Here is a 22,640-nt window from a genome sequence, read left to right on the forward strand (position 1 = left end):
CTGCGCCACCTCGTCGTCGCCCTGCTGCTGGCTGCCAACGTGATCACCGCGATCGGCGTGGTGCACGCGCGTCACGACTATCGCCAGCTGTACATCCAGCTGACCCGGCTCGAGCGCGCGCGCGACGAACTCAACGTCGATTTCGGCCGTCTGCAGCTCGAGCAGGCCACCTGGGCGATGAGCAACCGCGTCGACCAGGTCGCGCGCGAGCGCCTGGGCATGCGCTTCCCCGAGACCGCCGAAATCGTGGTGGTGCGGCCATGAAACTCGGCAGGTTCATCAAGGCCGGCGACGGCCACGCCAAAAAGCCGCGCAAGCGCGCGCAGTTCGACCTGCGTCTGCGGCTGATGCTGGTCGGCGGTGCGCTGGGCCTGGGCGCGGTGGCGCTGGTCGGCCGCGCAGTCGACCTGCAACTGATCGACAACGCCTTCTATCAGCAGAAGGCCGACGCGCGCTTCCGCCGCGAAATCCCGATCCCGGCCTCGCGCGGCATGATCACCGACCGCAACGGCGAGCCGCTGGCGATTTCCTCGCCGGTCGAGTCGCTGTGGATCAACCCGCAGGAACTGAGCAAGCATCCCGACCGCCTGCCCGAACTGGCCGAGGCGACCGGCCTGCCGCTCGAAGAGCTGTCGCGCGCGGTCTCGCAGCGGGCCGACAAGGAGTTCATGTACGTGCCGCGCCATCGCCGGATCAGTCCGTCGACGGCCAAGCGCGTGCTCGACCTCGGCATTCCCGGTGTGTTCTCGCAGCGCGAATACCGCCGCTTCTACCCGCAGGGCGAGGCGGTCTCGCACGTGCTCGGCTTCACCAATATCGACGACCGCGGCCAGGAAGGCATCGAGCTGGCGTTCGACGACTGGTTGACCGGCACCCCTGGCGCGCAGAACGTGATCCGCGACCGGCACGGCCGCATCGTCGAGCACGTGAACCTGGTCCGCGCCGCCGAGCCGGGCAAGGACCTGGTGCTGAGCATCGACCGCCGCATCCAGTTCCTGGCCCATCGCGAGCTGCGGCGCGCGATTGAGGAAACCGGCGCCAGTGCCGGTTCGATCGTGATCCTCGAAGTGGCGACCGGCGAGGTGCTGGCGATGGCCAACCTGCCGACCTACAACAATAACCGCGTGACCGGCGAAAACCGCGACGCCCACCGCAACCGCGCGGTGACCGACCTGCTCGAGCCCGGCTCGACGATGAAGCCGATCACGATCGCCGCGGCGCTGGAGAAGGGTGTCATCACGCCGACCAGCACCTTCAACACCAGCCCGGGCTGGATTCCCAACGGGCGCTTCAAGACCAGCGACTTCCGCAATTACGGTGTGCTCGACACCACCGGCATCATCACCAAGAGCTCCAACGTGGGCTCGGCGATGGTCGTGCACAAGCTCGACAGCCAGTACTTCTACGATTTCGTGCGCAGCTTCGGCTACGGCCGCAGCACCGGTAGCGGCTTCCCCGGCGAGGCGGCCGGCCTGTTCCCGGACCCTTCGCGCTGGAGCGGCACCACCAAGCAGGGCATGTCCTACGGCTATGGCCTGTCGGTGACGCCGATGCAGATCGCGCACGCCTACGCCACGCTGGGCAACCACGGCCGCGCGCTGCCGCCGACCTTCGTCAAGGGCGGTGCCGGCGAGCCGCGCCAGGTGCTGTCGGCGAAGGTCGCCGACGAAGTGGTGCGGATGATGCAGACGGTCACCGAGCCCGGCGGCACCGGCACCCGCGCGGCGATCCTGGGCTACCACGTCGCCGGCAAGTCGGGCACCGCGCGCAAGGCCAGCGGCGGCGGGTACGCCCGGCGCTATCTCGCGTTCTTCGCCGGCCTGGTGCCGGTGGCCGATCCGCGCTTTGCAATGGTCGTGGTCATCGACGATCCCGACACCTCCAAGGGCGGATCGACCTACGGCGGCGGCTACGTCTCCGCGCCGGTGTTCAAGCGGGTCATGGATGGTGCATTGCGGCTGATGGACGTGCCGCCCGACGACATCGAGACCTGGTTGGCCGCGCAGGCCGCCAACGAGGCCAAGCTCGCACGCGAGCACGGGCGCACGCCGGCCGCTGCGCAGGCGACGACGACGGGGACGCCGCGATGAGCCGCGCGATGCCGTTGTCCGAACTGCTGCCCGACGTCGCCACCGTGCCGGCCGACACCGTCATCACCGGCCTGGTGCAGGACAGCCGCGCGCTGCGGCCGGGCGATGCCTTCGTCGCGATCGGCGGCTTCGGCACGCACGGCCTGCATTTCGCCGCCCAGGCCAAGGCCGCGGGCGCCAACGCGGTGCTGTTCGAGCCGCCGGTCCCGGCCGAGATCGAGACGCTGCCGGCCGATGCGATCGCCGTGGCGGGCCTGCGCGACCGCATGGGCGCGATGGCCGATACCTTCCACGGTCAGCCCTCGCGGGCGATGACGATGGTCGGCGTCACAGGTACCAGCGGCAAGACCTCCACGGTGCAGCTGCTGGCGCAGGCGCTGGAGGCCTCGGGCACGCGCGCCGGCACCATCGGCACGCTCGGCGCCGGCCTGCACGGCGCGGTCGCCCCGACTGGCTTCACCACGCCGCTGGTGCTGCAGACCCATGCGTTGCTGGCGCAGTTGCGCGACGACGGTGCGCAGGCGGTGGCGATGGAAGTCAGCTCGCACGCGCTCGACCAGGGCCGTGTCGATGCAGTGCATTTCGATGTCGCGGTGTTCACCAACCTCACCCGCGACCACCTCGACTACCACGGCGACATGGCCGGCTACGGCGAGGCGAAGGCCAAGCTGTTCATGCGTCCGGGCCTCAAGGCCGCGGTAATCAATGTCGACGATCCGTTCGGCGCCACGCTGCCGGCGCGGCTCGATACTGCCGTACGCGCGATCCGCGTCAGCGCCGCCGGCGCGGCCGATGCCGACATCGCCGCGTCCGATGTCGCGCTCGATGCCGACGGCATCGCGTTCTCGCTGCGCATCGGTGGCGAACGGCTGACGGTGCGCTCGCCGCTGCTGGGCCGCTTCAATGTCGACAACCTGCTGGCCGTCGCCGGCGTGCTCGCCGCGCTCGGCCAGGCGCCGGCGCAGATCGTGCGCGCGCTCGGCGTGCTGCAGCCCATCGCCGGCCGCATGAACCGCTTCGGTGGCGGCGATACGCAGCCGCTGGTGGTCGTCGACTACTCGCACAAGCCCGATCCGCTGCAGCAGGCGTTGCAGTCGCTGCGCGGTCATCTGCGCGGCCGACTGACCTGCGTGTTCGGCTGCGGTGGCGAACGCGACACCGGCAAGCGCGCGCAGATGGCGGCGATCGCCGAGGCCCATGCCGATCGGGTGATCGTCACCGACGACAATCCGCGCCGCGAGAATGGCGATGCCATCGTCGCCGACATCCTCGCCGGTTTCGAACGCGCCGACACGGTCCGTGTGCAGCGCGACCGCGGCCGCGCGATCGCGCAGGCGATCGCCGAGGCCGAGCCCGGTGACATCGTGTTGATCGCCGGCAAGGGACACGAGCCCTACCAGGAGATCGACGGCGTGCAGCATCCCTTCGACGACCGGCAGGTCGCGCAGGCCGCGCTGGCTGCGCGCGGGACGGAGGGCGCACGATGACGCCGCTGTCGCTCACCCGGATCGCCGCGCTGGTCAACGGCCGCCTGCAGGGCGCCGACGACGGCGTGCAGATCAAGGCCGTCGTCACCGACACCCGCCGGCTCGACGCCACGGACCCGCGTGCGCGTCTGTTCGTCGCGCTGCGCGGCGAGAACTTCGATGGCCACGCGCACGTCGCGCGCGCTGCCGAGCTGGGTGTGCGCGCCGCGCTCGTCGCCCGTCCGCTCGACCTGGCGCTGCCGCAGATCGTCGTCGCCGACCCGCAGACCGCGCTCGGCGCACTGGCCACGGCGGTCCAGCGTGCGCGGGTCGCGCAGGTCGTCGCGATCACCGGCAGCAACGGCAAGACCAGCGTCAAGCAGCTGACGGTCGAGATCCTGCGCCGGCATGCCGCGACCTGCTTCAATCCCGGCAACCTCAACAACGAGATCGGCCTGCCGCTGTCGATCCTCGATGCGCCCGAGGACGCCATGTTCGCCGTCTACGAAATGGGCGCCGGGCAGCCGGGCGACATCGCCTATCTGACCGCGATCGCGCGCCCGCGCATTGCCCTGGTCAACAACGTCGCGCCGGCGCACCTGGAGCGCATGGGCAGCCTGCTGGGCATCGCCGACACCAAGGCCGCGGTCTACGACGCGCTGCCTGCCGACGGCACCGCGGTCATCAATGCCGACGATGCGTTCGCGCCGTATTTCGCGCAGCGCGCCCACGGGCGCCGCCTGCTGCGCTTCGGCATCGAGGCCACGGCCGACGTGGTCGCCCGCGCCATCCGTCCCGACGCGGCCGGCACCCGCTTCCAGCTGATCACGCCCGCTGGCGAGGCGCCGGTTGCGCTGCCGTTGGCCGGCCGCCACAACGTGCGCAATGCGCTGGCTGCGGCCGCGATCGCGCTGGCGGCCGGCGTGCCGCTGGCGACGATCGTCGATGGGCTGCAAGCAGCGCAGGCGGTGTCCGGCCGGCTGGCCCTACATCGCCTGTCCAGTGGCGCGGCCCTGATCGACGACAGCTACAACGCCAATCCCGGCTCGCTGCACGCCGCGATCGAGACCCTGACGACCATGCCGGGCACGCGCTGGCTGGTACTGGGCGACATGCGCGAACTCGGCGCCGACGGCGCTGCGATGCATGCGCAGGCCGGGCTGCGCGCCAAGGCTGCCGGCATCGCTGCGCTCTACGCACTCGGACCGTTGGCCGCGCACGCGGCCGACGCCTTCGGCGACGGCGCGCAGCGCTTCGACACCCACGCTGCGCTCGCCCAGGCCCTGGTCCGCGACCTGGATGCCAGCGCCTCGGCTCACGACACGCGGTCTTCCACGGACGACCGACCGGCCCTCACGATCCTGGTCAAGGGATCCCGGGGCAGTGCGATGGACCGGACGGTCGCCGCACTGCTCGACGCGCAAGGAACCCACGATGCTGCTTGAACTCGCCCGCTGGCTGCAGGGGTTCGAGGACTTCTTCGGTCTGTTCGAATACCTCACCTTCCGCGGCATCCTGGCGGCGCTGACCTCGCTGTCGTTGTCGTTGTGGCTGGGCCCGGCGGTGATCCGCAAGCTGGCGCAGTACAAGGGGGGGCAGCCGATCCGCCAGGACGGTCCGCAGACGCACTTCTCCAAGGCCGGTACGCCGACGATGGGCGGTGCGCTGATCCTGATCACCGTGCTGGCGGCGGTGTTGCTGTGGGGCGACCTGCGCAACAAGTACGTGTGGCTGGTGATGGCGGTGATGGTCGCCTTCGGCGCGATTGGCTGGTACGACGACTGGATCAAGATCGTGCATCGCGATCCCAACGGCCTGAAGTCGCGCTGGAAGTACCTGCTGCAGTCGGTGTTCGGCCTGGCGGCCGGCCTGTACTTGTATCTGTACGCGGACGTGCCGGCGGCGACCACGTTCTACCTGCCGCTGTTCAAGTCGATCGCGCTGCCGCTGGCGGGTATCAGCTTTGTGGCGATCGCCTACTTCTGGATCGTCGGCTTCTCCAACGCGGTCAATCTGACCGACGGCCTCGATGGGCTGGCGATCATGCCAACGGTGCTGGTCGCTTGCGGCATGGGCGTGTTCGCCTACGCCTCCGGCAACGCGGTGTTCTCCAGCTATCTGCAGATCCCGCAGGTCCCCGGCGCCGGCGAGCTGGTGATCATCTGCGCGGCGATCGCCGGCGCGGGCCTGGGCTTTCTGTGGTTCAACACCTATCCGGCGATGGTGTTCATGGGCGACATCGGCGCGCTCGCGCTCGGCGCGGTGCTCGGCACGATGGCGGTGATCGTGCGTCAGGAACTGGTGCTGGTGATCATGGGCGGCATCTTCGTCATCGAGACGCTGTCGGTGATGATCCAGGTCGCCAGCTTCAAGCTGACCGGCAAGCGCGTGTTCCGCATGGCGCCGATCCATCACCACTTCGAGCTCAAGGGCTGGCCCGAGCCGCGGGTGATCGTCCGCTTCTGGATCATCTCGGTGATCCTGGTCCTCGTCGGTCTCGCCACGTTGAAGGTGCGCTGATGGCCCGCGTCCACGACACCGCACTCCACGACGCCTTTGGCGCCCGCCAGGCGACCCGGCTCGACGAGATCCACGGTCGGTTCGACCCGTGGCTGGTCGGGATCATGGTCGCGATCGCGACCCTGGGCGTGATCATGGTCGCGTCGAGCTCGATCGCCGTCGGCGAGGACATGGGGGTGGGGCGGTACTACTTCCTCAGCCGCCACTTCATGTTCATCGGCTTGGGGCTGGGCCTGGCGTTCGCAGTGATGCGCACCGAGCTCAAGACCATCGAGAAGTACGACCGTTTCGTGCTGTTGATGTGCGCGGGCCTGCTGCTGCTGGTGTTCGTGCCGGGGTTGGGGCGTTCGGTCAACGGCGCGCACCGCTGGATCAACCTGGGCATTTCCAACTTCCAGGTCGTCGAGGCGGTCAAGGTCATCTACATCGTCTGGCTGGCGAGCTACCTGGTGCGCTTCCGAGACGAGGTCAACGCCACCTGGGGCGCGATGCTCAAGCCGATCGGCGTGGCCGTGGTGCTGGTCGGCCTGCTGCTGCTGCAGCCCGACTTCGGCTCGTCGATGCTGCTGCTGGGCGTGACCGCCGGCATGCTGGTGCTCGGCGGCGGCCACCTCAAGCGCATGATGCTGCCGGTGCTGCTGCTGCTGCCGGCGGTGGTCGCGGTCGCGGTCATGGAGCCTTACCGGTTGCGCCGCATCACCTCGTTCATGAATCCCTGGGAAGACCAGCTCGGTGCGGGCTACCAGCTCAGCAATGCGCTGATGGCGGTCGGCCGCGGCGAGTTCTCCGGTGTCGGCCTGGGCGCGTCGGTGCAGAAGCTCTCCTACCTGCCCGAAGCGCATACCGACTTCATCTTCTCGGTGTTGGCCGAGGAACTGGGCTTTGTCGGCGTGTGCCTGGTCGTCGGCCTGTTCGTCGCGCTGGTCGGCCGCGCGCTGTGGGTGGGTCTGAAGTGCGTGGAGATGCGCCGCCACTTCGCCGGCTACTGCGCGTTCGGTGTCGCGTTGATGATCGGCCTGCAGAGCCTGGTCTCGATCGGCGTGAACCTCGGCCTGTTGCCGACCAAGGGCCTGACGCTGCCGCTGGTGTCCTCGGGCGGTTCGAGCGTGATGATGACCTGCGTCGCGTTCGGGCTGCTGCTGCGCGTGTCCTACGAACTCGACCGCGCCCAGCGCCAGGTCGCCCGGCTGCGCGGCGATGCCGCCGCGCCAGCACCGACGCCGGCCGGCCCGATGCCCCCCACCCATCAACCGCCGCTGCCCGTGCCGCCGGCGACCGCCAAGCGCGGCACCAGCCGTCTGCAGCAGCGCGTCGAGCCGAGCTTCGGCGGCAGGAGCCACGCATGATCCGTCGCCTGCACCAGACCCGTGGCCTGTCGAAGGAAGACTTCGCGAAGGTCTTCTCGCGCGTGCATTTCGTCGGCATCGGCGGCACCGGCATGAGCGGCATCGCCGAGGTGCTGGTCACGCTCGGCTACAAGGTTTCGGGTTCGGACACCGCCGACAGCGCGGCGACCCGCCGGCTCGCCCGTCTGGGCGCGACCGTGCACCGCGGCCACGCGGCGGCCAACGTGTTGGGCACCGACTGCATCGTCGTGTCCAGTGCGATCCGCGCCGACAACCCGGAGCTGATGGAGGCGCGCGCCCAGCGCATCCCGATCGTGCCGCGCGCCGAAATGCTCGCCGAGTTGATGCGCTTCCGCCGCGGCATCGCGGTCGCCGGCACCCACGGCAAGACCACCACGACCTCGCTGACCGCCAGTGTGCTCGCCGAGGGCGGCCTGGACCCGACCTTCGTCGTCGGCGGGCAGTTGCTCGCCGCCGGGGCCAATGCCCGCCTGGGCAGCGGCGACTGGCTGGTCGCCGAGGCCGACGAGAGCGACGGCAGCTTCCTGCGGCTCAACCCGCTGGTCGCGATCGTCACCAATATCGATGCCGACCACCTGGAGAACTACGGTGGCGACTTCGCCCGCGTCCAGGAAGCCTTCACCGAGTTCCTGCACCGGCTGCCGTTCTACGGGCTGTCGGTGCTGTGCATCGACGATCCCGAAGTCGCCCGGCTCGCGCAGAGCGTGCCGCGGCACATGATGACCTACGGCCTGTCGGACGAGGCGGACGTGCGCGCCGAGAACGTCCGCCAGGACGGCGCGGCGATGCAGTTCACGCTGTGCCTGCCCGAGAACGTGCGTGTCGAAGCCCGGCTGGCCTTGCCCGGCCGCCACAACGTGCTCAACGCACTGGCCGCCGCTGCGGTGGGCTGGCAGCTCGGCGTCGCCCCCGAGGCGATCGTCGCCGCGCTGGGTCGCTTCGAGGGCATCGGCCGCCGCTTCAATCTGCTCGGCGAAGTGGTCACGCCGACCGGCGCCCGGGTGCAACTGGTCGACGACTATGGCCACCATCCGCGCGAACTGGCCGCGGTGTTCGCCGCCGCACGCGGTGGCTGGGGCGATCGCCGGCTGGTGGTCGCATTCCAGCCGCACCGCTACAGCCGCACCCGCGCGCTGTTCGACGATTTCGCCGGCGTGCTGTCGGATGTCGATGCGCTGGTGCTGACCGAGGTCTATCCGGCCGGCGAGGCGCCGATCGCCGGCGCCGACGCCAAGACACTGGCCCGCGCGATCCGTGCACGCGGCCGCATCGAGCCGGTCGTCGTCAATGCCGCCGACGACCTGATCGACGTGCTGCCCGACGTGCTGCGCGACGGCGACCTGTTGCTGATGATGGGCGCCGGCGACATCGGCGCGACCGTGCAGCGGCTGGCCCAGGACGGCTTTGCGGAGGTGACCGCATGAGCGCGACCGTGCCCGCGCCGCGCATCACCGATCCGGCCGCGTTCGGCCGGGTCGCCGTGCTGCTCGGCGGTCCTGGTTCGGAGCGCGAGGTCTCGCTGCAGTCCGGACAGGGCGTGCTCGACGCGCTGCGCTCGCGCGGTGTCGACGCGCACGCGGTCGATGGCGTGCCCGCGCTTGCCGAGGCGATCGTTGCCGGCCGCTTCGACCGCGTCTTCAACATCCTGCATGGCGGCGATGGCGAGAACGGCGTGGTGCAGGGCCTGCTCGACGCCTTCGGCGTGCCCTATACCGGCTCGCGCGTGCTCGGCTCGGCGCTGACCATGGACAAGATCCGCACCAAGCAGGTGTGGCTGAGCCTGGGCCTGCCGACGCCGCGCTATCGCCGCATCACAGCTGGTGAGGACGTGCACGCCGCGGCGCGCGAGCTCGGTCTGCCGGTCATCGTCAAGCCGTCGAAGGAAGGCTCGAGCGTCGGCGTCAGCCGGGTGTTTGCCGACGCCGATCTCGACGCCGCGGTCGCCCTGGCCGCGCGCTATCCCGGCGAGCTGCTGATGGAGCAGATGATCGAGGGCGACGAGCTCACGGTCGGCATTCTCGATGCCGGTGAGGGCCCGCGCGCGCTGCCGTCGATCCGCATCGTGCCCAAGGGCGCGTGGTACGACTACGAGGCCAAGTACGTCTCCGACGACACCCGCTATCTGTGCCCCGGCCAGGACGGCGACGACGAGGTGCGGCTCGGCGCGCTGGCGGTGGAGGCGTTCGTCGCCGCCGGCTGCAGCGGCTGGGGCCGCGTCGATGTGATGCGCGATCGCGCCACCGGCGCGCTGCACCTGTTGGAAGTGAACACCGCACCGGGCATGACCAGCCATTCGCTGGTGCCCAAGGCCGCCGCGCAGTTGGGCATGGACTATGCCGCGCTGTGCTGGTGCGTGCTCGAATCGACGCTGATGCCGGAGGCGGCCGCGCGATGAACCAGGCGCTTGCCACCACGACGCGGATCCTGGCCTGGCTGCTGGCGCTGGCGCTGGTGGCGTTGCCGGTCGTCGCCGTGATGCAGGGCTGGATCGGCGCCGAGCGCTGGCCGCTGCGCGTGCTGCGGATCAACGACGGCCTCGAGCAGGTCGATGTCGCCCGCGTGCGCGAGACGGTGCTGCCGCACGCACAGCGCGGCTTCTTCGCGGTCGATCTGGCGCAGGCGCGGCGCGACGTCGCGCGGCTGCCCTGGGTCGCCGGTGTCGAGGTGCGCAAGCACTGGCCCGATGTGTTGGAAGTGCGCATCGGCGAGCATGTCCCGTTCGCACGCTGGGGCGAGGACCGGCTGCTGTCGACCCGCGGCCGGCTGTTCTCGGCCGAAGGGGTCGAGGTGCCGGACGCGATGCCGCGCTTCGATGGGCCCGACGCGCGCGCCAACGAGGTCGTCGCGCTCTACAACGAGGCACGCGAGCTGTTCCGGCCCTCGGGCCAGCAGATCGAAGGCGTCGTGCTCGACGCGCGCGGCAGTTGGCTGATCCACCTGTCCAGCGGCACCGAGGTGTTGGTCGGCAGCCAGGACGCGGTGCCGCGTCTGGCGCGCTTCGCCCGGATGCTGCCGCGCTTGGTCGCCAACCGCGCCGAGCCGCTGGCACGCGCCGACCTGCGCTACACCAACGGCTTCGCCCTGGTCTGGGGGACGCCTGGCACCGACAGCGAGGCCGCGGGTACCGCGCCGGCAGCCGCCTCCGGCGGATCTCCGGCATTGGCGCTTGGCGCGCCGGGCATGCCCGCTCATCACGACTCACGACTCACGACTCACGGCCTCTCATGAACCGCAAAGGCGACAAGACCCTCATCGTCGGACTGGATATCGGCACCTCGAAAGTGGTGGCGCTGGTCGGCGAATATTCGCCCGGCAACCCGATCGAGGTGATCGGGATCGGTAGCCACGAGTCGCGCGGGCTCAAGCGCGGCGTGGTCGTGGACATCGAGTCGACGGTGCAGTCGATCCAGCGCGCGGTCGAAGAAGCCGAGCTGATGGCCGGCTGCGAGATCCGCTCGGTCTACGCCTCGATCTCCGGCAACCACGTGCAGTGCCGCAACTCGCCAGGCATCGTGCCGATCCGTGACAACGAAGTGACCTGGTCGGATCTCGATCGCGTGCTCGACGCGGCCAAGGCCGTCGCGATTCCGGCCGACCAGAAGATCCTGCATGCGATCCCGCGCGAGTACGTGCTCGACGACTCGCAGGAGGGCATCCGCAATCCGGTCGGCATGACCGGTGTGCGCCTGGAGGTGCATGCGCACCTGGTGGTGTGCGCGCAGTCGGCCGCGGCCAACATCAGCAAGTGCGTGCAGCGCTGCGGCCTGCAGATCGACGACCTGATCCTGTCGTCGCTGGCCTCCAGCACCGCAGTGCTGACCTCCGATGAACGCGAGTTGGGCGTGGTGCTGGTGGACATGGGCGCGGGCACGACCGACCTGGCGGTGTTCGTGCAGGGCGCGATCTGCCACACCGCATCGCTGCCGATCGCCGGCGACAAGGTCACCGAGGACATCGCGCACATGCTGCGCACGCCGACCCCGGAAGCCGAGCAGATCAAGGTCCGCTACGCCTGCGCGCTGGCGCAGCTGGCGACCAGCGAAGAATCGATCCAGGTGCCCAGCGTCGGCGACCGGCCGCCGCGGCGGCTGCCGCGCCAGTCGCTGGCGCAGGCGGTGCAGGCGCGCTACGAGGAGATCTTCGAGATGGTGCAGGCCGAACTGCGCCGCTCGGGCTTCGAGCAGCATGTGCGCGCCGGCATGGTGCTCACCGGTGGCGCGGCGAAGATGGAAGGCGTCGTCGAACTGGCCGAGGAAATGCTGCAGATGCCGGTGCGCGTGGGGATTCCCCAGCACGTCACCGGACTGGGTGAGGTCGTCGGCAATCCGGTGCACGCCAGCGGCGTGGGCCTGCTGCTGATGGGCAGCCAGATCGAGCACCCCCGACGCCCGGTGATCTCCGCCGGTCGCGCGGGCGGGCTGCTGAAGAAACTCAAGACGTGGTTCAACGGCGAGTTCTGACGGACCCGCCACGCGCTGCGTCTTGCGCAATGGGCGTTTCAAAAAGCGACAAAGAAGGGCAGAGGGCAGGGCGGCGACGAAGACAGCGGTAAGCGGTAACCAGCACATTCGACAACAACATAAATACCGGATGGCGGTGTGGCACACGGGGTTCGGCGGTTTCGAATCGCGCATCGCGCATCACCAATCACGGCTCCAAACCGAGGACAACGGACATGGCACATTTCGAATTGGTCGAGAAGATGGCTCCAAACGCGGTGATCAAGGTCATCGGCGTCGGCGGTGGCGGCGGCAACGCGGTCGCGCACATGGTCAACAACAGCGTCGATGGCGTGGAGTTCATCACCGCCAACACCGACGCGCAGGCAATCAAGAATTGCGGCGCCAAGCTGCAGCTGCAGCTCGGCAGCAGCGTCACCAAGGGCCTGGGCGCAGGCGCCAACCCCGAAGTCGGTCGCCAGGCCGCACTCGAGGACCGCGAGATCATCATGGACGCGCTGCAGGGCGCCGACATGGTGTTCATCACCGCCGGCATGGGCGGCGGCACCGGCACCGGTGCGGCGCCGGTCGTGGCCCAGCTCGCCAAGGAAATGGGCATCCTGACGGTGGCCGTGGTCACCAAGCCGTTCCCGTTCGAGGGCCGCCGGCGCATGCAGGTCGCGCTCAAGGGCATCGAGGAGATGTCGGCGCACTGCGACTCGCTGATCACCATCCCCAATGAAAAGCTGATCACCGTGCTCGGCCGCAATGCCACGATGATCCAGGCATTCCGGGCCGCCAACGACGTGCTGCTGGGCGCGGTGCAGGGCATCGCGGACCTGATCGTGCGTCCGGGCCTGATCAACGTCGACTTCGCCGACGTGCGCACCGTTATGGCCGAAATGGGCCTGGCGATGATGGGCACGGGCCTGGCCCGGGGCGACGATCGCGCGCAGGCCGCCGCCGAGGCCGCGATCCAGAACCCGCTGCTCGACGACGTCAACCTGGCCGGCGCCAACGGCATCCTGGTCAACATCACCGCCGGCGCCGACTTCACGATGGCCGAGTTCGACGAGGTCGGCCGCACGGTCGAGAACTTCGCCAGCGAGGACGCGACCATCGTCATCGGCACCGTCCTCGACCCGGACATGCAGGACGAAGTCCGCGTGACCGTGGTCGCCACCGGCCTCAACCGGGCGCCGGCACGTGGCACCGGGCACGACAGCGCCGGTCGCGGCAAGCCGCAGGTGCAGTTGATCAGCAACAACCAGCGTGGCGTCCGCGACGGCACCACCGGCCTGTTGATCGACGACGGCGACGCCGTGGCCCCGTACAGCCCGGGCCACAGCATCGCGGCCTCGCTGCGCGGCAATGGTGGTGCGGCGGCGTCGACCGCGTCGCGCTCGGCCGGGCAGGGCGCCGCACGCAGCGATACGGGCGATGCGCCGAAGGTCGCCGATTTCGGCAGCGACAGCAGCTACCTGGACATTCCGGCGTTTCTGCGTCGGCAGGCCGACTGAGCCTGCCGATGGCGTCGTCGACCGACACCGCGCAGGCCGGCCCGGCCTGTCGGGGTCGAGCCGACTGACGCCGCTGTCTGTGCCCGCATCGCACTTGCCCGGTGCGGCGGCGCGCAGTGTGTTGTCCTCGCAAGCATCGGCGCGCTGTTGTCCGCAGCGCGCCGTTTTGGCCCGCCGGGTACGCCCGGCGGGCCGGTTTGTTGCCCGTTGTTCCCGCCGGCGCATCGCGTCGGCCTGCATGCCGGATTCCGGTCCCGGATGCATCTTGACCGCCTCGAATCGCTTCGTTCAGGTTCAGCGGTCTCCGTGATAATCTGCCCCGGTTGCCTGCCGCGTCCGCGGCTGGCGCTTCTTTCCCCCGGACTTTCGATGCCCCGCCAACGCACCATCAAGAACGTGATCCGCGCAACGGGCGTCGGCCTGCACAGCGGCGAGAAAGTGTTCCTGACCCTGCGCCCGGCCGCCCCGGATACCGGCATCGTCTTCCGGCGTGTCGATCTCGACCCCGTGGTCGACATTCCCGCCCAGGGCGGGCTCGTCACCGAGACCACGCTGTGTACCGGCCTGAGCCTGGGCACGGCCCACGTGCAGACGGTCGAACATCTGATGTCCGCGCTTGCCGGACTCGGCGTGGACAATCTGTACGTCGAACTGTCCGCGGCCGAGGTGCCGATCATGGACGGCTCGTCGGGGCCGTTCGTGTTCCTGCTGCAGTCGGCAGGCGTGGTCGAGCAGGCCGCGCCCAAGCGTTTCATCCGGATCCTGGCGCCGATCGAAGTGCGCGAGGGCGACAAGATTGCGCGGTTCGAGCCCTATGACGGCTTCCGCCTGGATTTCACCATCGCCTTCGACCACCCGGCCATCCCGCTGGCGCAGTCGCGGGCCGAGGTGGAGTTCTCGACCGAGGCCTACATCCGCGAGGTCAGCCGCGCCCGCACCTTCGGGTTCATGCGCGACCTGGAGTACATGCGCGAGCGCAACCTGGGGCTCGGCGGTTCGATGGACAACGCCATCGTGCTCGACGAGTTCCGCGTGCTCAACGACGATGGCCTGCGCTACGCCAACGAGTTCGTGCGCCACAAGATCCTCGACGCGGTCGGCGACCTCTATCTGGCCGGCCATCCGATCCTGGGCCTGTTCAAGGGCTACAAGTCCGGGCACGCGCTGAACAACAAGCTTGTGCGCGCGTTGCTCGAAACCCGCTCGGCCTGGGAAATCGTCAGCTTTGCCGAGGACGATGCGGCGCCGGTTGCCTACGGCGCCCCAGTCGCTGCCTGAATCGCCCGGTCGCATGCTGCGACCCGATATCGACCGCCCGCTTCGGGCGATGGTCCGAGTACGTCCCAACGCGAGGACCGACCTACAGCACCGTCGGCACGCGCGGATCGCGATTCCGATCGCCAGCGTTCAGGTCGGGCGCTTTGTCTAACGGATTTTTAACCTTGGCTTTCTGAAAAGTTAGCTTCTTGTTAACGCCCCAGATGGCGATGCCCGGTAGGATGCCCCCTCTCCTTCACCTGGCCTTGATGCCGATGAAGGGGGCAGGCGGGACCCACAGACTTCACACCTCCTCGTCCTTGCCGCCTTCCGGCGGTCGGAGCGAGGCCAGAACCGACCGCAGCGTGTCGCGTGCGACCGCCGACGGTGGGGTGGCCAGCGCACCGCGGACCTCTGGGGGTGCGGGTCGCAGGGGTTGGGTCGACGTCCTGACGACGATGTCGTCGACATCCAGTCCGATGGAGCGGGCAGCGTCGAGCAGCGTATCGGCCGACAGGCGCAGCCTGGCGTGCCAGATAGGCGAATCGACGAGGAACACCAGCCTGCGGCGATCGACATTGGCCAGCCGCGCATGCGGCGCCAGTGCCGGCGGCAGCAGGGGAACGAGGCGGCGATCCAACGCGTCGAGCCACATGGCCCGACGGATCGGATCGGCCGACGTGCCATCCAGGGCCGCGTCCAGCGCGGCGGTCGGGGCTCCGATGCGGGATGGCTTGGATCTGGACCGGAAATCAGACATTGGCACCATGACCGTCAAAACCTTGTTGAATGATATGCGCGGCGTTGCCGCACAGGTGGCCCGCAGGGCCCGCATCCTGGCCCGTCGCCGGCCGGTCTCGATGGCGATCGTGGTCGCCGCGGCCGGCATGTGCGCCGCCGGCGCGATGAACTCGGCCGAGATCGCCCGCCTGCACGGCGTGGCCGCCGCGCACGAGCGCAGCCTGGATGAGACCCGCCGCGAGGCGCAGCGCGAGGTCAATGCGCTCGCCGCCCGGCTCAGCGAACTGCAGGCCCAGGCCAACCGTCTCAACGCGCTTGGCGACCGGCTTGCCCGCGGCGCCGGCATGGAGGACGGCGAGTTCGACTTCGACCGGACCGTGGGCGTCGGCGGTCCCGAGCCGGCGCAGGACATGCCGGCCGGTAAGCTGCTCGGTGGCCTGGAGGCGCTCGAAGGCGACCTGACCCACTCCGGTCAGCAGCTCTCGGTGCTCGAGGCGCTGTTGCTCGACCGCAAGCTCCAGCGCGACGCGCTGCCGTCGCGCTCGCCGGTAGGCCGCAGCTTCGTGACCTCATCCTATGGGTACCGCGCCGACCCCTTCGGCCGCGGCGGCCAGTTCCACAAGGGCATCGACTTCGATGCGCGCACTGGCGACCCGGTGATGACCGTCGCCGACGGCGTGGTCAGCTATTCGGGCGTGCGCCGCGGCTACGGCAATGTCGTCGAGGTCGACCACGGCAACGGCTACGTCACCCGCTACGCGCACAACTCGCGCAACGTGGTGAAAGTCGGCGATCTTGTGCGCATCGGCGACGAGATCGCCAAGGCCGGCTCCACCGGCCGTTCGACTGGCGCTCACGTGCATTTCGAGGTCTGGGAGAACGGGCAGGTGCAGAACCCACGCAAGTTCCTCGGCGCCATGGGCGTGAGCCGGCAGTAACCGGTTGGGGGCCCGCCCCCACCCAATTGGAGCGCCCTCCATCCCAACCCTCCCCCGCAGGCGGGGGAGGGCTGATGCGCGGCATAGCCGCCGGGCCGGTCGCTCGAGGTCGCAGGACGCCGCACCTCCCCCACGCGCGGGGAGGGCTGATGCGCGGCATAGCCGTCGGGTCGGGCGCTTGCGAGGTTGCAGGGCGCCGCACCTCCCCCGCGTGCGGGGGAGGTCGACGCCGTTAGGCGTCGGGTGGGGGCACGGGCTCGGGCGGCCAAGACGGAAGGCCGCGACATCGCCTGCGGCCGCCCCCACCCAACCCTCCCCCGCAGGCGGGGGAGGGCTAAAGCGCGGCGCAGTCGCCGGGCCGGTCGCTCGCGAGGTCAGGACGCTACACCTCCCCCGCGTGCGGGGGAGGGCTGATGCGCGGCGCAGCCGCCGGGTCGGGCGCTTGCGAGGTCGCCGGACGCCACACCTCCCCCGCGTGCGGGGGAGGTCGACGCCGTTAGGCGTCGGGTGGGGGTACGGGCTTGGGCGGCCAAGACGGAAGGCCGCGGCATCGCCTGCGGCCGCTCCCACCCAACCCTCCCCCGCAGGCGGGGGAGGGCTAAAGCGCGGCATAGCCGCTCCGGCGCTCGTCGGCGCGCAAGCCAGTGGCTTGCAAACGCGCCTCCTCGCCCCGAGCTACAATGCGCGTTGCCATCAAAGGGCGCCTGGCGCCCTTTTCTGTTTGCGGCTTCTGGGGAATCCGCCTCGGTCCCGCGCTCCGATTCCAGACTTCGGTACTCCAATGCTCAATCGCTTGCTCACCAGTGTCTTCGGCAGTCGCAACGACCGCTTCGTCAAACAGCTCGAGAAGGTCGTCGTCAAGATCAACGCGCTCGAGCCGGAGATGGAGGCGCTGTCCGACGACGCCCTGCAGGCCAAGACCCCGGAGTTCAAGCAGCGCATCGCCAACGGCGAGACGCTCGACAAGCTGCTGCCCGAGGCCTTCGCGGTCTGCCGCGAGGCCAGCAAGCGCGTGCTGGGCATGCGCCCCTACGACGTCCAGCTGATCGGCGGCATGGTCCTGCATATGGGCAAGATCGCCGAGATGCGCACCGGTGAAGGCAAGACCCTGGTCGGCACGCTGCCGACCTACCTCAATGCACTCGAGGGCAAGGGCGTCCACGTCGTCACCGTCAACGACTACCTGGCCCGCCGCGACGCGGCGCAGATGGGCAAGCTCTACAACTGGCTGGGCCTGTCGGTCGGCGTCATCTGGCCGGGCATGCCGCACGGCGAGGCCAAGCGCGAGGCTTACCGCGCCGACATCACCTACGGCACCAACAACGAGTTCGGCTTCGACTACCTGCGCGACAACATGGCGCTGTCGAAGGCCGACCGCTATCAGCGCACGCTCAACTACGCGATCATCGACGAGGTCGACTCGATCCTGATCGACGAGGCGCGCACGCCGCTGATCATCTCCGGCCCGGCCGACGATTCCCCCGAGCTCTACATCAAGGTCAACCGCATCGTCCCGTCGCTGGTCCGCCAGGAGACCGAGGACGGCGAAGGCGACTTCTGGGTCGATGAGAAGGCCAAGCAGGTCCATCTGTCGGAGGAAGGCCAGGAGCACGCCGAAGCGCTGCTGCGCGGCGCGGGCATTCTCGGCGAGGACGAAAGTCTGTACGCGCCGCAGAACATCCACGTCGTGCACCACCTCAACGCCGGGCTGCGCGCGCACGCGATCTATCAGCGCGACGATCACTACATCGTCCGCGACGGCGAGGTCATCATCGTCGACGAATTCACCGGCCGTACGCTGCCGGGTCGTCGCTGGTCCGACGGCCTGCACCAGGCGGTCGAGGCGAAGGAAGGCGTACCGGTCCAGCGCGAGAACCAGACGCTGGCCAGCATCACCTTCCAGAACCTGTTCCGCATGTACGGCAAGCTCTCGGGCATGACCGGCACGGCCGATACCGAGGCCTTCGAGTTCGAGAGCATCTACGGCCTGGAGGTCGTGGTGATCCCGACCCATCGGCCGATGATCCGCAAGGACGCGCCCGATGCGGTGTTCCTCAATCGCGCCGGCAAGTACCGCGCCGTGGCGCGCGAGATCCAGGCCGCGCACGAACGCGGCCAGCCGGTGCTGGTCGGCACGACCTCGATCGAGGTCTCCGAGCTGCTCAGCGAGCACCTGCGCAAGGAAGGCATCGCGCATGAAGTGCTCAACGCCAAGCAGCACGAGCGCGAGGCACAGATCGTCGCCCAGGCCGGTCGTCCGGGTGCGGTGACCATCGCCACCAACATGGCCGGTCGCGGTACCGACATCGTGCTCGGCGGTTCGCTCGAGACGGAGCTCGCGCTGCTCGAGGCCGAGTCCGGCGTGCCGGTCGACGACGCCACCAAGGCGCGCCTGCGCGCGGAATGGCAGCAGCGCCACGACGCCGTCGTCGCCGCCGGCGGCCTGCACATCATCGGCACCGAGCGCCACGAGTCGCGGCGTATCGACAACCAGCTGCGCGGCCGCTCCGGTCGCCAGGGCGACCCGGGGTCCTCGCGCTTCTACCTGTCGCTCGAAGACAACCTCATGCGCATCTTCGCCGCCGACTGGGTGCAGAAAGTCATGGCGCGGATGGGCCTGCAGGAAGACGACATCATCGAAAGCCCGCTGGTGACGCGTCAGATCGCCAACGCGCAGCGCAAGGTCGAGGCCCACAACTTCGACATCCGCAAGAACCTGCTCGATTTCGACGACGTCAACAACGACCAGCGCAAGGTCATCTATGGCCAGCGCGACGAGCTGCTGGACGCCGAGAGCGTCAAGGACAATGTCGACGGCATCCGCGCCGACGTCGTCGCCGGCATCGTCGGCCGCTATGTGCCGCCGCAGTCGATCGACGAGCAGTGGGACCTGCCGGGCCTGGAGGCCGAGATCGAGCGCGAGTTCGGCCTGCGCCTGGAGCTGGTGTCGCTGGCCAAGGCCCGCGACGAACTCGACGCCGAGCAGATCGCCGAGCATGTGCAGCAGTCGGTCGATGCGCTGTTCGCCGACAAGGAAGCGCAGCTGGGCGGCGAGACCATGCGCATGCTCGAAAAGCACATCATGCTCAACGTGCTCGACCAGGGCTGGAAGGAGCATCTGGCGCGCATGGACTACCTGCGCCAGGGTATCCACCTGCGTGGCTACGCGCAGAAGCAGCCCAAGCAGGAGTACAAGCGCGAAGCGTTCGAGCTGTTCTCCGAGATGCTCGACAAGGTCAAGCACGAGGTCGTGACGATGCTCGCGCGAGTGCGTGTGCGCAGCGAGGACGAGATCGCCGCGCTCGAGGCGGAGGAACGCCGCCAGGTCGAGGCCAAGCTCAACCAGGCCCAGTTCCAGCATGCCGATGCCGGCGGCTACGGTGCCGACGAGGAAGCCGAGGACGTGCGCGCTGCCCAGGCCGAGGCGGCCGGGCCGCAGGCCCAAATCGTCCGCGACGGCGCCAAGGTCGGCCGCAACGATCCCTGCCCCTGCGGCAGCGGCAAGAAGTACAAGCACTGCCACGGTCAGCTGAGCTGACCTGTCCGGCCCCGCCATCGCGCGGGGCCGGTGCCAGAGGCGCTCCCGACGCGCAGTCCTGAGCGCTTCGCGTCGCTGGGCCCAGGGCTCGGCTGCCGCGTGGGGCAGGCGATCGCGGTGGAGTGGATCCGTCACAGATTTCGATGTGCCAGCGGTCCATGCCGGGCGTCGAGGCTGACATGCCCCGGCGAGACCAGCCGCCTCGACCGCTTGGCAAGCCGCCGTCGCCTCCCTAATCTCGACCCCCTGTACGTCGAAATCAGAGGCATGAGCGAACGCGTCGTCGAAGTCGTCGCCGGGGTCATCACCGACAAGCGCGGCCGCATCCTGCTGTCCCGGCGCACGCCGGGTCGCGACATGCCGGGCTTGTGGGAGTTTCCCGGCGGCAAATGCGAGCCGGGCGAGACCCCGGAAGCGGCGCTGGCGCGCGAACTCGATGAAGAGCTCGGCATCCAGATCGTCGTCGGCGCGCCACTGGTGGTGGTGCCACAGCGCTATCCCAGTAAGCGCCTGCGGCTCGACGTCCGCCATGTCGCCCAATGGCAGGGCACCCCCAAGGGCCGCGAAGGCCAGGCGTTGACCTGGGTCGCGCCCGACAAGCTCGGTCGCTACTCGATGCCGCCCGCCGACCTGCCCGTTGTGGCCGCCCTGCAGGCCCCCGATCGCTACCTCGTCACCCCGCCGCCCGGCGACGACGATGCCGCCTGGCTACGCAGCCTCGACGAGGCCTTGCGCAACGGCATCCGCCGCGTGCAACTGCGCCTGCCGGGTATCGATCCGGACCGGCAGGCCCGCCTGCTCTCCGAGGCGGCCACACGCTGCCGCCGGCGCGGCGCCGAACTGCTGTTCAACGGCCCGCCGACGCTGGCCCAGGCTGCGGGCGTCGGCCTGCATCTCAAGGCCGCTGCGTTGCGCGACCACGCGATACGTCCGATCGCCCCTGGCCTGCCGCTCGCCGCCTCCTGCCACGACGCCGACGACCTCGGGCACGCTGCTCGTCTGGGCTGCGACTTCGTCGTGCTGGGACCCGTCTCGGAGACTGCCACTCACCCCGGCCAGTCCGGCATCGGCTGGCCGGCCTTCGCCAGCCTGCGCGAACACAGCGCCCTGCCGATCTACGCCATCGGCGGCATGACCCCCGCCGACATCCAAACCGCCCGACGCCACGGCGCCCAAGGCATCGCCGCCATCCGCAGCCTCTGGCCCGGGATCCCTTGAGACGCGGCCCCCATCCCAACCTTCCACCCGTGAAGGGCGCAATGCCCCGTAGAACGGGGGAAGGAGCAAAGCAAATGTCCGCGCGTGCGGGGGGAAGGGGCAAGAGCAAATGTCGGCGCGAGCGGGATTTGGCCGCGCGCTGCGTGCTGAAGTCGCCTCCCCCGCCTGCGGGGGAGGCCGGTGCCCTGGCGCCGGGTGGGGGCGGGGCATGTCGCGGGAAAGCGCCCCCATCCCAGCCTTCCCCCGTAAAACGGGGGAAGGAGCAGAGCAGTATCCGTGCGCGCTGTATTCGAACCGCGCGCTGCGTGCTGAAGTCGCCTCCCCCGCCTGCGGGGGAGGCCGGCGCCCCTGGCGCCGGGTGGGGGCGGGGCTTGTCGCGGGAAAGCGCCCCCATCCCAGCCTTCCACCCGTGAAGGGCGCAATGCCCCGTAGAACGGGGGAAGGAGCAAAGCAGTGTCTCCGCGCGCGGGGTTGGCCGCGCGCTGTGTGCTGGAGTCGCCTCCCCCGCCTGCGGGGGAGGCCGGCGCCCTGGCGCCGGGTGGGGGCGGGGCTTGTCGCGGGAAAGGCGCCCCCATCCCAACCTTCCCCCGCGTGCGGGGGAAGGAGCAAAGCAGTGTCCGCGCGGGGTTGGCTGCGTGCTGCGTGCTCGGGTCGCCTCCCCCGCGTGCGGGGGAGGCCGGCGCCCTAGCGCCGGGTGGGGGGAGGGGGCTTGTTGCGGGAAAGGCGCCCCCATCCCAACCTTCCCCCGCGTGCGGGGGAAGGAGCAAAGCAGTGTCCGCGCGGGGTTGGCTGCGTGCTGCGTGCTCGGGTCGCCTCCCCCGGGTGCGGGGGAGGCCGGCGCCCTGGCGCCGGGTGGGGGGAGGGGGCTTGTTGCGGCGGCCCTGCAGCGCGCAGCGCGTCGTCGATCAGCCTGCCGCCAATCCCCCCGCGCGCGTCGCGGCGAGGGCGCGGTAGCGGGTGTCGAGCTCGCCGATGCGGGCGTCCAGGTCGGCCAGGCTGCCGTCGTTGACGATGACATCGTCGGCGATCGCCAGACGCGCCTCGCGGGTCGCCTGGGCGGCGATCATCTCCTGGGCCAGCGTTTCGTCGATGCCGTCGCGGCGGAGCAGGCGGGCCAATTGGACCGCCACCGGCACGTCGATCACCAGCACGCGATCGAGCCACGGGTAGTGGGCGCGTCCGCCTTCGGCGAGCAGCGGGATCGCCGCGATCACATACGGACCCGTGGCGGCCTCGCAAGCGGTCTGCAGAGCGAGCCGGATGCGCGGATGGAGGATGGCTTCCAGGCGCTTACGGGCGTCGGAGTCGGCGAAGATCCGTCGCCGCATCGCAGGGCGATCAAGGCTGCCGTCGGCGGCCAGGGCCTCGGCGCCGAAGGCCGCGACGACCTCTGCCAGGCCTTCGCTGCCGCGTGCGACCGCTGCATGCGCGGCGAGGTCGGCGTCGGCGACGACAATGCCACGCGCTTCGAACGCCGCCGTGGCCGCGGACTTGCCCGAGGCGATGCCGCCGGTGAGACCGATGACCAGCGCGCCCATCGTGGCAG

At 69.8% G+C, this 22,640-nt stretch carries 17 protein-coding genes; 15 read left to right on the forward strand and 2 right to left on the reverse strand.

Annotated features, from left to right (window positions below):
• The 12 genes from ftsL to lpxC all read left to right on the forward strand — a co-directional run bounded on the left by ftsL (position 1) and on the right by lpxC (position 14,680).
• Positions 1–264, forward strand: coding sequence for a cell division protein FtsL (ftsL, locus tag WAF18_RS04535; RefSeq protein ID WP_183427949.1), 264 nt, complete (start codon positions 1–3; stop codon positions 262–264).
• Positions 261–2,090 carry a penicillin-binding protein 2 gene (locus WAF18_RS04540; protein WP_337244077.1) on the forward strand — a complete coding sequence of 610 codons (1,830 nt, stop codon included), beginning with the start codon at positions 261–263 and terminating at the stop codon, positions 2,088–2,090. Before ftsL ends, WAF18_RS04540 begins: the two co-directional genes overlap by 4 nt.
• A complete protein-coding gene (locus WAF18_RS04545) occupies positions 2,087–3,577 on the forward strand; it encodes a UDP-N-acetylmuramoyl-L-alanyl-D-glutamate--2,6-diaminopimelate ligase (RefSeq protein WP_337244078.1) in 1,491 nt (496 codons plus the stop codon). The genes WAF18_RS04540 and WAF18_RS04545 overlap by 4 nt, the downstream gene beginning before the upstream one ends.
• The gene (gene murF / locus WAF18_RS04550) at positions 3,574–5,001 is read left to right on the forward strand and encodes a UDP-N-acetylmuramoyl-tripeptide--D-alanyl-D-alanine ligase (protein WP_337244079.1); all 1,428 of its coding nucleotides are present in this window, start codon (positions 3,574–3,576) and stop codon (positions 4,999–5,001) included. The genes WAF18_RS04545 and murF overlap by 4 nt, the downstream gene beginning before the upstream one ends.
• Positions 4,991–6,076: a phospho-N-acetylmuramoyl-pentapeptide-transferase gene (mraY, locus tag WAF18_RS04555; RefSeq protein WP_337244080.1), complete on the forward strand. Its 1,086-nt coding sequence runs from the start codon at positions 4,991–4,993 to the stop codon at positions 6,074–6,076. The genes murF and mraY overlap by 11 nt, the downstream gene beginning before the upstream one ends.
• Positions 6,076–7,422 (forward strand): putative lipid II flippase FtsW, encoded by a 1,347-nt coding sequence (gene ftsW / locus WAF18_RS04560; RefSeq protein ID WP_337244081.1) that lies wholly within the window; start codon positions 6,076–6,078, stop codon positions 7,420–7,422. The genes mraY and ftsW overlap by 1 nt, the downstream gene beginning before the upstream one ends.
• Positions 7,419–8,867: a UDP-N-acetylmuramate--L-alanine ligase gene (gene murC / locus WAF18_RS04565; RefSeq protein ID WP_337244082.1), complete on the forward strand. Its 1,449-nt coding sequence runs from the start codon at positions 7,419–7,421 to the stop codon at positions 8,865–8,867. The genes ftsW and murC overlap by 4 nt, the downstream gene beginning before the upstream one ends.
• Positions 8,864–9,838, forward strand: coding sequence for a D-alanine--D-alanine ligase (locus WAF18_RS04570; protein ID WP_337244083.1), 975 nt, complete (start codon positions 8,864–8,866; stop codon positions 9,836–9,838). The genes murC and WAF18_RS04570 overlap by 4 nt, the downstream gene beginning before the upstream one ends.
• Positions 9,835–10,671 carry a cell division protein FtsQ/DivIB gene (locus WAF18_RS04575; protein ID WP_337244084.1) on the forward strand — a complete coding sequence of 279 codons (837 nt, stop codon included), beginning with the start codon at positions 9,835–9,837 and terminating at the stop codon, positions 10,669–10,671. Before WAF18_RS04570 ends, WAF18_RS04575 begins: the two co-directional genes overlap by 4 nt.
• Positions 10,668–11,903, forward strand: a complete 1,236-nt coding sequence (gene ftsA, locus WAF18_RS04580) for a cell division protein FtsA (protein ID WP_183427894.1) — start codon at positions 10,668–10,670, stop codon at positions 11,901–11,903. Before WAF18_RS04575 ends, ftsA begins: the two co-directional genes overlap by 4 nt.
• A 215-nt stretch (positions 11,904–12,118) precedes the next feature.
• Entirely contained in the window at positions 12,119–13,402 is a 1,284-nt protein-coding gene (gene ftsZ, locus WAF18_RS04585; protein WP_183427893.1) for a cell division protein FtsZ, read from the forward strand.
• 369 nt (positions 13,403–13,771) lie between these two features.
• Positions 13,772–14,680 (forward strand): UDP-3-O-acyl-N-acetylglucosamine deacetylase, encoded by a 909-nt coding sequence (gene lpxC, locus WAF18_RS04590; RefSeq protein WP_183427892.1) that lies wholly within the window; start codon positions 13,772–13,774, stop codon positions 14,678–14,680.
• Between the two features lie 283 nt (positions 14,681–14,963).
• On the opposite strand, the gene WAF18_RS04595 is transcribed toward lpxC, so the two are convergent.
• Positions 14,964–15,548 (reverse strand): DciA family protein, encoded by a 585-nt coding sequence (locus tag WAF18_RS04595; RefSeq protein WP_337244085.1) that lies wholly within the window; start codon positions 15,546–15,548, stop codon positions 14,964–14,966.
• On the opposite strand from WAF18_RS04595, the gene WAF18_RS04600 reads away from it, so the two are divergent.
• The 3 genes from WAF18_RS04600 (at position 15,520) to WAF18_RS04610 (ending at position 21,094) form a co-directional block, all read left to right on the forward strand.
• Entirely contained in the window at positions 15,520–16,338 is an 819-nt protein-coding gene (locus WAF18_RS04600; protein WP_337244086.1) for a M23 family metallopeptidase, read from the forward strand. The two genes, WAF18_RS04595 and WAF18_RS04600, sit on opposite strands and share 29 nt — an antisense overlap.
• Positions 16,339–17,119: 781 nt before the next feature.
• On the forward strand, positions 17,120–19,876 hold the full coding sequence (gene secA / locus WAF18_RS04605) for a preprotein translocase subunit SecA (protein ID WP_337244087.1): 2,757 nt from the start codon (positions 17,120–17,122) through the stop codon (positions 19,874–19,876).
• Positions 19,877–20,143: 267 nt separating this feature from the next.
• Positions 20,144–21,094: a Nudix family hydrolase gene (locus tag WAF18_RS04610; protein WP_337244088.1), complete on the forward strand. Its 951-nt coding sequence runs from the start codon at positions 20,144–20,146 to the stop codon at positions 21,092–21,094.
• Positions 21,095–21,999: 905 nt separating this feature from the next.
• Here WAF18_RS04610 and coaE read toward each other — a convergent pair.
• Positions 22,000–22,632, reverse strand: a complete 633-nt coding sequence (coaE, locus tag WAF18_RS04615; RefSeq protein WP_337244089.1) for a dephospho-CoA kinase — start codon at positions 22,630–22,632, stop codon at positions 22,000–22,002.
• Positions 22,633–22,640: the final 8 nt, after the last annotated feature.

This window comes from Luteimonas sp. gir (assembly GCF_037198055.1).
Taxonomy (GTDB): Bacteria; Pseudomonadota; Gammaproteobacteria; order Xanthomonadales; family Xanthomonadaceae; genus Luteimonas; species Luteimonas citri_A.